This is a genomic window from Arcobacter sp. CECT 8989, assembly GCF_004116715.1.
In the GTDB taxonomy this organism is placed as follows: Bacteria; Campylobacterota; Campylobacteria; order Campylobacterales; family Arcobacteraceae; genus Halarcobacter.
Genome location: NZ_PDKE01000008.1, coordinates 61,859 through 74,537, shown reverse-complemented (window position 1 = coordinate 74,537; position 12,679 = coordinate 61,859). Strand labels below are relative to the sequence as shown.

Annotated in this window: 13 protein-coding genes; all 13 read left to right on the top strand. The window is 29.5% G+C overall.

Annotation, left to right across the window (positions count from 1 at the left end; all coding sequences use genetic code 11):
- The first annotated feature begins 7 nt into the window (after positions 1–7).
- The 13 genes from CRV02_RS08900 to flhF all read left to right on the top strand — a co-directional run bounded on the left by CRV02_RS08900 (position 8) and on the right by flhF (position 12,678).
- The gene (locus tag CRV02_RS08900; RefSeq protein ID WP_129090041.1) at positions 8–679 is read left to right on the top strand and encodes a flagellar hook assembly protein FlgD; all 672 of its coding nucleotides are present in this window, start codon (positions 8–10) and stop codon (positions 677–679) included.
- 9 nt (positions 680–688) lie between these two features.
- Positions 689–2,143, top strand: coding sequence for a flagellar hook-basal body complex protein (locus CRV02_RS08895; protein WP_129090040.1), 1,455 nt, complete (start codon positions 689–691; stop codon positions 2,141–2,143).
- Between the two features lie 93 nt (positions 2,144–2,236).
- Positions 2,237–5,167 (top strand): flagellar hook-basal body complex protein, encoded by a 2,931-nt coding sequence (locus CRV02_RS15030; RefSeq protein WP_258239274.1) that lies wholly within the window; start codon positions 2,237–2,239, stop codon positions 5,165–5,167.
- A 46-nt stretch (positions 5,168–5,213) separates the two neighbouring features.
- Positions 5,214–5,543, top strand: a complete 330-nt coding sequence (locus tag CRV02_RS08880) for a hypothetical protein (protein ID WP_129090039.1) — start codon at positions 5,214–5,216, stop codon at positions 5,541–5,543.
- Positions 5,544–5,553: 10 nt separating this feature from the next.
- Positions 5,554–7,551, top strand: a complete 1,998-nt coding sequence (locus CRV02_RS08875) for a tetratricopeptide repeat protein (protein WP_129090038.1) — start codon at positions 5,554–5,556, stop codon at positions 7,549–7,551.
- A 98-nt stretch (positions 7,552–7,649) separates the two neighbouring features.
- Complete coding sequence (locus CRV02_RS08870) at positions 7,650–7,961, top strand: flagellin (protein ID WP_129090037.1); 312 nt, start codon at positions 7,650–7,652, stop codon at positions 7,959–7,961.
- A 20-nt stretch (positions 7,962–7,981) separates the two neighbouring features.
- Complete coding sequence (locus CRV02_RS08865; RefSeq protein ID WP_129090036.1) at positions 7,982–8,893, top strand: FliM/FliN family flagellar motor switch protein; 912 nt, start codon at positions 7,982–7,984, stop codon at positions 8,891–8,893.
- 3 nt (positions 8,894–8,896) lie between these two features.
- The gene (locus CRV02_RS08860; protein WP_129090035.1) at positions 8,897–9,655 is read left to right on the top strand and encodes a motility protein A; all 759 of its coding nucleotides are present in this window, start codon (positions 8,897–8,899) and stop codon (positions 9,653–9,655) included.
- 5 nt (positions 9,656–9,660) lie between these two features.
- On the top strand, positions 9,661–10,434 hold the full coding sequence (locus tag CRV02_RS08855) for a flagellar motor protein MotB (protein ID WP_129090034.1): 774 nt from the start codon (positions 9,661–9,663) through the stop codon (positions 10,432–10,434).
- A 3-nt stretch (positions 10,435–10,437) separates the two neighbouring features.
- Positions 10,438–10,740, top strand: coding sequence for a rod-binding protein (locus CRV02_RS08850; RefSeq protein WP_129090033.1), 303 nt, complete (start codon positions 10,438–10,440; stop codon positions 10,738–10,740).
- A gap of 9 nt (positions 10,741–10,749) precedes the next feature.
- Complete coding sequence (locus CRV02_RS08845) at positions 10,750–11,127, top strand: hypothetical protein (protein WP_129090032.1); 378 nt, start codon at positions 10,750–10,752, stop codon at positions 11,125–11,127.
- Positions 11,114–11,515: a hypothetical protein gene (locus CRV02_RS08840; RefSeq protein WP_129090031.1), complete on the top strand. Its 402-nt coding sequence runs from the start codon at positions 11,114–11,116 to the stop codon at positions 11,513–11,515. The genes CRV02_RS08845 and CRV02_RS08840 overlap by 14 nt, the downstream gene beginning before the upstream one ends.
- A complete protein-coding gene (gene flhF, locus CRV02_RS08835) occupies positions 11,512–12,678 on the top strand; it encodes a flagellar biosynthesis protein FlhF (protein ID WP_129090030.1) in 1,167 nt (388 codons plus the stop codon). The genes CRV02_RS08840 and flhF overlap by 4 nt, the downstream gene beginning before the upstream one ends.
- The last annotated feature ends 1 nt before the right edge of the window (position 12,679 follow it).

Here is a 12,679-nt window from a genome sequence, read left to right as displayed (position 1 = left end):
GACTATTATGGCAGTAGAAAATGTAACAGTTAACACTTCAACAGGTGCGGATGGTAATGCATATACTTCTTCAGTAAGCAATGACCAATTAACAAACAATGACTTCTTAAGATTGATGATAGAAGAGCTTAAAATGCAAGATCCAACAAAACCAATGGATTCTCAACAAATGCTTTCTACTCAAATGCAGATGTCAAGTATCAATACAAATCTTCAAACAATTGAAACTATGCAATATTTAGCAGATTCATTTAGGCAATCAAACCTTTCAAATGCAGCAACAGTAATTGGAAAAAATATTGAAGATGGAAATGTAGGAGAGAATGGAGTAAATAAAGCTTATACAGTACGATCAGTAGAGAATATTGATGGGGAAGTGATGGTGAAAGCTCAACAAATTCTTTATATTGAAGATCAAGTTAAGGATAAAGATGGTGAATATATTTACTACAATGTTAAAGGTGAAATCTTAGATTCTGAAGGAAAGCCAACTGGAAATAAAGTTGCTTTAGAAAGTGCTGGTAAAGTGATTATTGGTGAAGATGGAAACCCGGTTATTTTAGATGAAAATAATGAAATTATTAAAGATTCGGGCTATACAGCTGATGGAAGTGTAATGCCTGTATATTCAGATCAGTTGGTTAGTATACCTTTTTCTAGTATTACAAAAATATTCTAAGGATAATTTATGATTAGTGGTTTATGGAATGGTATATCAGGGTTAGATACTTTTGAAAAAGCATTAAACTCTCAATCAAATAATGTAACTAATTCTAACACTATTGGTCATAAATCTGATAGAATTAGTTTTGCTGATATGATGTATCAATCAGGCTATGGAAAAGGTGTTGCAGTTCAAGCTATTCAAAAAGATTTCTCTCAAGGTGGTCTTAAAATTACGAATAATGATTTAGATATTGCAATTGAAGGAAAAGGTTTTTTTATTGTAAATGACCCTATAACTGGAGAAGAGTTTTATACTAGAGCCGGAAACTTTAAAATGGGTGCAGATGGAACACTGCAAACAGTTGATAATAAAACAGTTTATGGTTCATCTACGGTTTTATCTAACATTGTTAGTTCTGATGGAACTACACAATTTAATAGTGACTATAATGTTTCAATTACTTCAAAACAAATATCTGCAACAGATTATGTTGAATCAATAAATGCAAAAGCAACTGATTTTACTCAAACAGCACAAGATAGTGGAGTATCAGGGAGTGGATTTAAAGATAGATCTTCTAAAATATCTGATATCAGAGAAATGATAACAAACTATAATGAGAAATTAGAACTTTTTGTAAGCAATCCAAATGCGGTAAGTACAGCTCCTGTTTCTCAACAAACACAAATTTCATTTAATGCTTTTTTAGCAGATTTACAAAATGATGATGATTTTGTAGAAGTTAATATTGATGGAGAAAAAGTAAGACAATACTTTGATACAGATACTCAAACAACGATGAATCTTTTTGCTGATAAAATCTCTTCAGTAACAGGACTTACAGCTAGTGTTGATAATACAGGTTTAGTTACTATTGATTCTTTAATTCCTGGTAAAGATTATAATATTAAAGAAGCTGCAATAAATGATAGTGCACCATTAATAACAGAAACTGTTTCTCCTCTTTCTGGTTCAGGAAGGGCAATGGTTGATGGTGCAAGAGATGCCTTGAAAACTGCATTAGAAGCAGCAGATGCTAAGCTATTAGAGATGACTCATACTATAGGAAATAGTAATGCAGCTTTAACTGGAATAGGTGAATTACAATTGAGATTAGATAATTTAAATATCTCAGAGAATGTATTTGGAAATCTTTCAGTAGAAAATGGAGTTATTTATGCAAAAGATGGAGATAACAAGTTTTTAGTTGGTAAGTTAGAAACTGCATATTTTACTAATCCTGGAGGATTAAATCCTCAAGGAAATAATCTTTATTCTATTACAAATGAGACAGGTGATAGATTAAATGCAAGTAATGTAAATAACTTAGTAGGTGGTTCAATTGAGCTTAGTAATACTGATTTAGGTGATGGATTAGTTGATATGATGGTATATCAAAGGGCTTTTGAAGCCAGTTCAAAATCTATTACAACATCAGATGAGTTTTTAAAAACAGCAATACAACTAAAGAAATAACTTCTTTAGTTTGTGTTTAAATATTAGTGCTTATTTGAGCATTTATATTTGAACATGTAAAAGTGTTTAAAAATTTATCTAAAAGGATAAATCATGATTGGAGCATTATGGACAGGAATTTCAGGACTTTCGTCTCATCAAGCAGCGTTAGATAATGAATCTCATAATATTGCAAATGTTAATACTGTAGGTTACAAATCTTCAAGAATCTCTTTTGCAGATCAAATGTATCAAGATAGAATTGGTAAAGGTTCAAAAATACTTGATGCAGAAAAACTGTATGTTCAAGGAAACTTAAAACTTACTGGTGTTGATTATGATATGGCAATTAGTGGAGATGGTTTTTTTACTGTAAAAAACACTACTTCTAGTGGAAGTGGAGAAAACTATTATACTCGTGCAGGTAACTTTAGAATGGGTGACAATGGTACACTTCAAGATGCCGCTGGTAATGAAGTTCAAGGATGGGCTATGAGAGCTATTGATACAAATAAAGATGTTGTATCAACTAACCCAAATAATAAAACTTTTACAAGTGATTATACTAAACTTCTAACATCAAAAGTAATTAAATATTCAAATTATATAGAAACAGTTACTGCAAAAGCTACTGATTACAATCAAACTTCAAAAGCAGATTCTGCGACTATTTATGAAGGTGCAGGAGGAAAAAGTAAAGCAGCAAAGATTTCTGATGTAGAAGCTTTAGTTGCAGATTATGCTTCGTGGCTTCAAAAACTTCAAGATAACCCTGATGGAGGAAGTGCAAGTTCAATTGCTCAAATCTCACAAATTAACTTTAAATCTGGTTCTGATGGACTTATTTCTAAAGAGGGAGATCAAGTATTTGTATATATAGATGGAAAGAAAAAGTCTCAAAATTATATTTCTACTTCAGCATCTCAAGAGTTTATTGATAGTTTAAAGACAGGGAAGGCTTCTGTTTCAGGAAATAATACATCAACAGCAACATACTCAGTAGATTCTCCTACTAATAATACTAGATATGAAATTGAAATAAATGGTACAACTGTATCTTATGAGAGTGATAATGATGCAACAACAGATGAAATTAGAAATGGACTTAAGCTTGCAATTGAAGCTGAAAGTACTCTTACAGGCTTTACTGTAAATATGCCTGCTTCACCTGATAAAACAATTACGATATCTCATGCAGATCCAATTGAAGTTTCAGAAAGAACTTTTGATAGTATTGTACCTCTTGATTTAGATGTAGCTGCAAGTAGAGTTGCTACATATAGAGCATTAGCTGATCAAATTTCAGAAATTCAAGGTCTTAGAGCAACTATGGTTGATGAAAGAAACTCAACAACAGGTAATAATGATGTTCTAGAAGATACTGACAATTTCAATTTATCAACATCTAATTCTGATATGCTTAAAGGTATTATTCAAATAAAATCTTTAATTCCAGGAGTATCTTTTGATATTTCAGAAGTAGGAGAAATATCTGGTTCAAATACAGTAGCAGGTGATTTTCAAACTACTACTTTAGCATCTGCAGGTATAGGTGTTGGAGCATTAGAGAGTGCTAGAGATGCTCTTTCTAGAGCAATTACTGGAAATCAAAGAGATGTTTATACTACAGCAGATTTAAAACTAGATGTTCCTAATATTAAAAATGACTTTACTTACTCAATTTCGATTTTTGATAAAGAACTTGATAAAATTATTCCTGTACCAAATGACAATGGAATACCTCCACAGCCTACAAATATTAGTATTGCGGATGTGGAAAGTGTTCAAGATTTTGTAGATAAATTTAATGCACAAGCAGCAACATCAACTCCTATGTTATCAGACTATGTTCAAGCAGTAAATATCAATGGAAATGTTGTAATTCAAACGCTAGATGATAACTTTGATGTAGAGTTTAGTGGAAATTTAAAAGGTGCAGTACCATTTTACTTAAATGAAGCTTCAGGAATTAGTAATTCACACACTGCTCCTACAGCGGTAACTTCTACAATAGATACAACTGGACTTAATTTCCCTGATACATTCACTTATACTTATAGTGGTTCAACTGGTTCAAATACGATTACATTAACTGGTGTTACAGATATTAATGATTTAGCTACAAAGTTACAAGCAGATCCAAATATTGATACAGTTACTACTGCTGCACCTAATATAGCGATTACTTTTGTAGATAAAACAATGGATATTACAGCTTCGTCACTAGATAACTCAGCTGGTGATGGTCCAAATGCAGATGCAGGACTTCCTTTAACTCATACAAATGGAACAACAACTTCTGCTATAAATACAGCGACATTAACATTCCCTACAACAGAAAACTTTGTATTCTATTATGAAACAGCAGATGGAACAAAAAGTAGTGTTGACATTCCAGCTGGAACAGCAGATGGAACAGCAATGGCAGCATTAATTCAAGCAGATTCAAATATAGCAACAGCAACATTTGCAGCAGGAACAATAACAATAACTCCTACTAATCAGGATTATGCATTTACTTCTACAACATTGATTTCTGATGCACCTACTTCTTTATTACCACTTGATAAAAATAATGATTATAGTGGTAGACAAGGTGCTGGAGCAGAATTCATTGAATTAGTAAATACTATTGATCAAACAACAACACAAAGTTCACTTCAACTTAAACTTGATACTTTAGGTATTTCTGATTCTGCATTTGGTGAATTCTCAGTAGATAGTACTGGACTTATCACAATGAAACAAGATGGGGCAGAGTTTGCCATTGGTCAAGTATCTATTGCATTATTTAATAATACAAGAGGATTAAATCCAAGTGGAGATAACTTACTTGCAAAAACAAATGAATCTGGTGAACCTATTTATAATTTAAACAATGATAAAACTGCAAAGATTGAAGGTAAAACGTTAGAACTTTCAACAGCAGACTTATCTGAAAGTTTAGTTAACTTAATGGTATTCCAAAGAGCATTCGAAGCAAATGCTAAATCTATTACTACATCAGATCAGTTATTAAATACATTAATTAATCTAAAAAGATAATAGTTAAGAAGGCTTTCAGCCTTCTTAATATACTAAAGAGGGGAAATTGGATAATTTTTTATTACTTACAATAATTGGAATTTTACTTTTATACTTTTTTTCTAGTGCAAATGTTCATAAATCTTTATATAGAAAAGTGAATGAAGAAAAAAATATGGTAGAAGATGAAAATAAACGTCTACAAGAGATAATTGATAGATATGAAAAGCAAGTAAAAGTAAGCTCAGGTACATTAAAAAACTCTCAAGACTCATTACAAGTTGCAAGAGATGACTTACAAAAACTAAGACTAGAAAATACAGAATTAAAGCATCAAGTTGAGACACTAGAACATAGAACAGAAGAACTTTATGCTCAAGTAAATACAATGGTTTAGGAATACTTTTTTGAAAAAGATATACAGTTTATTATTTATTATACTTATTTTACCTCTTGTATCTTTTTCAAATGAGGGTAAAATTGATTCCCAACCAGAAATACTTTTTAAGTATGACAAACTAAAAGAAAACCAAGAGAAACTTAGACTACAAGTTGAGTTTAATAAAGCTATCTTATTACTTGAAAAAGAAGAATATAAAAAAGCAATCGAAACTTTTAAAATAACATCTGAGTTATTAAAGGTTCCATCATTTTTAAACATTGGTATTGCTTATTATAAACTGGGTCAAATTGATAATGCTTTACTTTATTTAAATAATATATATGATTATAAAGAGGCTATATACTCAGATACTTACTCATATATCTCTGCAAGTTATTATTTATATTTAATAAAAAAAGAGAGAAAGTATCTTGAAACTATTGTAAATATTACAAAAAAGTTTAAGACGTTAACTGAACATTCAAAAAGATTAGTTGTTGATACCTTTATTTTACTAAAAGATTATGAATTAGCTTTAAAAATTTTGGAGACTATGGAGTTTCCAATGAATATGAAAAAAGCTTTATTACATTTAAAATTAAAAGATTACATAAAAGCAGAGAGATATCTTCAGCGAGCAAAGGAAGAAAGCTTTAATCAAAGTAGAACAAATTTGATACTTTGGTTAATGGTTTATAGAGATCTAAAAGCAAATGATATTCAAAAGCTATTAGATAGATTAAAGGAATTAGAAAAAGTTAAAGACACATTTAAAGTAAATCAAAAATATCCTTTAAAGATTTTCTTCAATAAAGCAAAATATACTCCTAAAGAGTATTTAAAGTTTGTAACTAAATTTGATAAAAATAGAAAAATAGATTTCCTTTTTTATTTTGCACCTTTCGTTTTCTCTGATAAGCAAGAAATTCTTTATGACATATCAAAAGGGTTTATCTTTAATAGTGAACAAAATGTGGAAAGCTTAGAGCAAATGGTTAAATATAATGCTAAGTTTATTGAAATAATACAAGAAGATCCTATTATTAGAGTTAATAAAATGCAGTCTTTTTTAAAAGAAGACTCAAATTCATATATTTACTATAACTTAGCTCTATGTTATGCTCAAATAAGTGATTTTCATAATGCATACAAATATTTTTCAAAAGCATATAAACTAAATCCAGGAAATAAACTTTACTCAGTAATGACGTTAATCAGTGCTGAAAAAATAAATAGAGATATAAAAGATAAAGAGTATATAGTTCAAAATATTAAATCAAAAGATGGTATGTATAAATATTTTGGTCAGACTGTGTATAGAGAATACGTAGAACCAAAATTTAAAGTTATTTTCGATCCTTTAGCATATAATCAAACTATCTTCTATAAGGCTTTAGATTATTTAGATAAGTTAGCAGTTAATAGAGTAACTTTAGAACATCCTTTATTTATAGAACACTACAAAGATCCGTTAGTTTATTTAATGAAATCAACTATTAGAAGAGAAGGTGAAAATGATTATAATTATTTTGCAAGACTTCAGGATAAAACACCATTAAATATAAATAATAATTTTTTAGAAGGTCCTTTAGTGATTACTAAATACTATATTGATCTATTAAAAGCAATTGGACTATTTCATAAAGCAGATTTAACTTTATCAGGTAAAGAGAGTCCCTCTTATTTAAGAACAAAAGCTTTAAGAGAATTACATAATAGTAAACCTAAAGAGAGTTTAAAAATTTTATATACTTTGCAAAAAGAGTATAAATTAGAAGATAAATATACTATGTATTTAATTGTAGCATCACAATTAGAAGATGATAAATATAATGAAGCTCTTTTACAAATATCATTAATTAAAGCAATCTTAAAAGACCCTGGGGCAGATTTTTTGACAGGAGTACAACTTGTTCAAGATTTAAAGTTAAATAGTGCTTCTCAATATTTCATTGAACCATATAAAGATTCTTTAATTGATTTTAAACTTCTTAACTTTGACTCCCTTTTAGAGTCAATGTAAAAATAATATAATTCCCCTCGTTTTGTTAGTAATATTCATCAATTTTAATTTTTTTTTGATATAATAATTATAATTCTGTACTTTTCAAGGAGGTTCTCATGGAACTAGGAAGAATTGCTGAAATTGATAATGCTCAAGTTAATCACTCAGATAAAATTAAATCTGTCCAAGAAGTTGATGAAAAGCATAAGTCTATTCAGGATGACCAGTACAAAAAAGTACAAGGCTCATTACATGAAACAGAAAAAAATGAAGTTATATTAGATAACATAAAATTTGGATATAACAAGCAATCTCAAGACTTTTTTGTAAAGGTTACAAGAGGGGATAGTGAATATAAATACCCTACTGAAGATATGATGAGAATAAAAGCTCATATGCTTGAGACTATAAATGAACAAGAAAAATAATATAAACAAAGGGTTTATTTTTGGCATCTGATTTATCAAGTTTTTTAAAAGATGAACTAGCTAATACTTTAGAGCAGTTATTATCAAAAAGTACAACAGTTGATTCAGTATCTGCTTTAGATGTTAGTGGCTTAGATGATTCACAATGTATTGAAGTATCAGTTAAGTTTGAATTTTCAACTATTAGTTCAAATTGGAAATTTTATATACCTTCAATCACTGCAACTAAATTTGAGTATTTTATGCTTGGTGGAATGGGTGATTTAAAAGAGCATATTGATGATGAAATTGCTGATGCAGTAAATGAAATAATCTCAAATGTATGTGGAAGTTTATGTACATCAGTAAATGCACAAGGTTTCCCTGATGTAAGTTCAATAAAATCAGAGGTTTCAGATTTTTCAATTAAGGTGTGTGGTGATATTGAAGATAATGATAGAGTATATACTTTAGATTTAGCTTTAGATGGTGAGAAATTACCGATTTATTTATCTCTTGATGAAATCATTTTACCTTTTTTATCTTCAATAACAGGATATGATAATTCTTCTAGTCCTGAGATAACTTCTACCCCTCAAGATACAATGTCTACACCTATATCTAGTATGCCACAAGCTAATATAGGACCAAGTGTAAGTTCGATAAGTTCATTATTATCAGAAGACTCAGCTGAAAACTTACAACTTCTTTTTAACATCAAATTAAAACTGAGTGTAAGACTTGGAACAAAAAATTTTTTATTAAAAGATATTCTGAGATGGGATATTGGTGAAATCATTGAGTTAGAGCAAATGGTGAATGAACCTTTAGACATTTTAGTTAATGGTGTAAAAATAGGAGAAGGTGAGGCTGTTATCGTGGAAGGGAAGTTTGGTCTTAAAATTAAAAATATTGGCGATAGTTCAACAAAATTAAGCCAAATAGGAATATAAGATATGGATAAAAGTACTGCAGGTGGATTGGCTGGTGGTTGGGCCTTAGTTGCCTTAGCCATTATCTTAGGTGGAGTTGGTTTTGGACCTTATATTGATGTACCTTCTGTAATTATTGTAATTGGTGGAACACTCTCTGTAACTGCTGGACAGTTTGAAGCTGCAGACTTAAAAAGAATAGTACCTGCAATGAAAGTAGCCTTTAATGAAGTTAAAGTAGAACCTTTACCTGAATTAATTGAAAAAATCACTTTCTATGCTACAGAAATTAAAAAACATGGTGTAATGCATATCGAACAAAAGGTTTTAGAAGAACAAAATCCTTTCTTTAAAGAAGCTTTTCAATTACTAGTAGATGGAACTAAAGCAGAGACTTTAACTCCTCTTTTAGAAACAAAATTAGAATATATGCAAAAAAGACATGGAACTATGCATAAAATATTTGCAAATATTGGTGGTACTTCTGGTTCAATGGGAATGATTGGAACATTAGTTGGATTAGTTGCAATGCTTGCAAATCTTTCAGATCCTGCATCAGTTGGTCCAGCAATGGCAGTTGCTTTACTTACTACAATGTATGGGGCATTAATTGGAACACTTTTCGCAGGATTAATGGAGAGTAAATTATCTCAAAAACATGCAAGAGAAGTAGAAGCATGTGAAGTAATTATCTTAGGTACAACTATGATTGCAGCAGAAGAATCAATAGGTAATATAAAGATGCAACTAAATGCAATTTTAGTTGATGAAGAGGAAGAATAAAATCTATGGCAGATAAAAAGTGTCCTGAATGTCCTAAATGTTTGCCAGGCTGGTTAGTGCAGTTTGGTGACTTAATGTCATTACTTTTAACTTTTTTTATTTTACTTTTATCTATGGCAGTAATGGATAAGAAAAAAGTAGAAGAGTATTTTGATATTATGAAAAAAGCAATGGGATTCATTGATGCTTCAACAGATGTGCAAACTCAATCAGATAAACATTCAACAGAATCAAGTAATTCTTCATCTGATGATACAGACTCAAATGATGAATCTATGGAAGAGAGTATGCAAGAAGTTGCTGAATTAGTAAATCAAATGAATGATATAAGTACAGTTGAAACAGAGCAAATTCAATTGGAAAAAGGACAAAATGAGTTTACTTTAGATATTCCTTCTACTATAATGTTTGAAGAGGGTGAGTATACAATTACAAATCCAAATTCAAAAAGGTTTATTGCAAAAGTTGCTAGAGTAATAAGAACAATGCCTCAAGCCTTTAATATTGAGATTATTGGTCATACAGCAACAAATGGTTTCCAAGATGAGAAGATACCTAGAGACAACTGGGACTTATCAGCACTAAGATCAATATCAGTGGTAAAAGAATTGATAAAGAATAGAATTGATCCAAGTGCATTAAAAGTATCAGCATACTCATCTTATCATCCTAAAAGTGAATTAGCTTCTGATAATAGAAGAGTTGAAATGAAATTTTTTGCAGACAATACAAACGATGATATCTTGTCTGAAGAGAGTTTTTTTGATAGATTGGAGTAAAAAATGGATATAAATACTAATTACCTTGATATAAATACAATAAAAAAAAGTCCAGCAGATAGTTATAAAAATCTTGACTCATCGAAACTTGAAGATGATAGCTTAAGAAAAGTAAGTAATGATTTTGAAGCTTTTTTTATGAAACAACTATTAGATATTTCATTAAAAGATAGTACATTTGCAGGACAAGGTAGTGGTTCAGATATTATAAAAGGTATGTATACAGATACTATCTCTAGACAATCTGCTGGTACACTAGGAATCAGTGATATGTTATATAATTTTTTAAGTGAAAGAAAAAAATAAAGGCTTAATATGGTTAATTCAATTATAGATGAAATGTTAGCACTGATTAAAAAAATGGAAGACTATATTGATCAAGATATTGAAGATATAAAAAAAGCAAAACATGAAGAACTTTTGACTAGAAACAGTGAAAAAGAAGAAATTATTGAAAAAATAACTTCATATAAACAAGACTTAAATAATGCACTTGTCCAAGAGATGGAAAATGGAGTAGATGTTAATATTTATAGAGATAAAGTTGATAGTTTAGAAGCTGAACTTAAAAAGCTTTATGAAGCTAATAGAAAATTAGCAATGATAGTTCAACCAATACAGCAAATGTATAAAGATATTGTAGATGAGATAACAGAATTAAACGGGGGACAAATGTTCGATGTTAAGGCTTAGTAGTCTTTTAATTTTTATCACTATTTTTACTTCTAATCTTTTTGCAATAAATGTTGTTATTACAAAAAGGGACGTACATTTTAATGAATTTATTACTTTAGATATGCTTACTTCAGGAAAAGTTCAAAATGTAAAAAGACATTGTATCCCTACAACAATAGATGATTTTAAAACTAAAAAATTGCAAGCAACACATTATATGAAAAAAGGTTATGTTATTTGTCAAGATGATGTAAAAGAGTTTAATGAGAAGTCTGTACTATTTAATTTTGGTTCAATTGAAATTGAAAAAAATGGAAAAATTATCTTTGAAAATGATGACTATATAAGAATTAAAAAGAGTAATGGTGATATTGAAAAAATATATAAAGATGGAAGAATAAAATGAATATGCTTTCATTCTTAGGTGAAACTCCTACAATTGCACTTAAAAATGCTCAAGCTGAATGTGGTGAAGAAGCAATTGTAATCTCTACAAAAAAGATTTCTAGCGCTAAAGATGGAAATAAAGATATGTATGAAGTCATTGTTGCTTTAGAAGATGATGACAAAGAGATTAAGCATACAAAAAAAATTACAACTTCTGTCTCACATTCTTCATCTATTGACGATAAAAAAGATAAAAGATTTGAAGCTAAAGTATATGATTTTAAAGAAGAGATTCTTAAAATGCAAGATGCGATTATGCAGGTACAAAAATCTCTTTGGAACCCTAAAAGTCAACTTTATGATTTAACAATACCTTTAGAATTTGTAGATATGTATAATCTTTTTGAGCAAAATGAGTTTGACCAAGAGATGACATATACGATTATGAAAAAAACAATTAAACAACTACCAGTTGCTTTAAAAAATAATCCTAAAAAAGTAAATGATTTCTTTAAACTAGTTCTTCGAAGAATTATTCCTATAAAACAAGAAATCCCATTAAGAAAGCATCAAAGAAAAATTGTAATGATGGTTGGACCAACAGGAGTTGGAAAAACAACGACAATTGCAAAACTAGCAGCAAGGTATGCTTATAAACTAGGACAAAACTATAAGGTTGGAATTGTTACTTTAGACTCATTTAGAGTAGGAGCAATAGAACAATTACAAGCATATACTAATATCATGAGGTTACCTTTAGAAGTAGTTAAAAAGCCTGAGGATTTAGTAGAAGCACTACTTAGACTTAAAGATTGTAACTATATTTTTATAGATACTGCTGGTTCAAGTCAATATGATGTTGACAAAATTGAAATGATAAATGAATATCAAGAAAAAGTACATGAATTGCCTATAGAAAAAGTATTAGTTTTGCCTGCAAATGTAAAGCATAGTGATTTAGTAGATATTTATACTAACTATTCAAGGTTAAATATTGATTACTTAACTTTTACAAAATTAGATGAAACAAGAAGTTTTGGAAACCTAATTTCTTTTGCTCATAAAACAAAAAAATCTATTACTTACTTTTCTATAGGACAAAATGTACCTGATGATTTAATAGTATCTGATTCTTCTTATTTAATAGATTGCTTTATGAATAATGCTTGTGTAAGGAGATAGT

Excerpts from the sequence above, each read along its gene's own strand:
- CRV02_RS08895 (WP_129090040.1), top strand. The coding sequence starts at position 689 with ATGATTAGTGGTTTATGGAATGGTATATCAGGGTTAGATACTTTTGAA.
- CRV02_RS08900 (WP_129090041.1), top strand. The coding sequence starts at position 8 with ATGGCAGTAGAAAATGTAACAGTTAACACTTCAACAGGTGCGGATGGT.
- flhF (WP_129090030.1), top strand. The coding sequence starts at position 11,512 with ATGAATATGCTTTCATTCTTAGGTGAAACTCCTACAATTGCACTTAAA.
- CRV02_RS08850 (WP_129090033.1), top strand. The coding sequence starts at position 10,438 with ATGGATATAAATACTAATTACCTTGATATAAATACAATAAAAAAAAGT.
- CRV02_RS08860 (WP_129090035.1), top strand. The coding sequence starts at position 8,897 with ATGGATAAAAGTACTGCAGGTGGATTGGCTGGTGGTTGGGCCTTAGTT.
- CRV02_RS08855 (WP_129090034.1), top strand. The coding sequence starts at position 9,661 with ATGGCAGATAAAAAGTGTCCTGAATGTCCTAAATGTTTGCCAGGCTGG.
- CRV02_RS08870 (WP_129090037.1), top strand. The coding sequence starts at position 7,650 with ATGGAACTAGGAAGAATTGCTGAAATTGATAATGCTCAAGTTAATCAC.
- CRV02_RS08845 (WP_129090032.1), top strand. The coding sequence starts at position 10,750 with ATGGTTAATTCAATTATAGATGAAATGTTAGCACTGATTAAAAAAATG.
- CRV02_RS08840 (WP_129090031.1), top strand. The coding sequence starts at position 11,114 with ATGTTAAGGCTTAGTAGTCTTTTAATTTTTATCACTATTTTTACTTCT.
- CRV02_RS15030 (WP_258239274.1), top strand. The coding sequence starts at position 2,237 with ATGATTGGAGCATTATGGACAGGAATTTCAGGACTTTCGTCTCATCAA.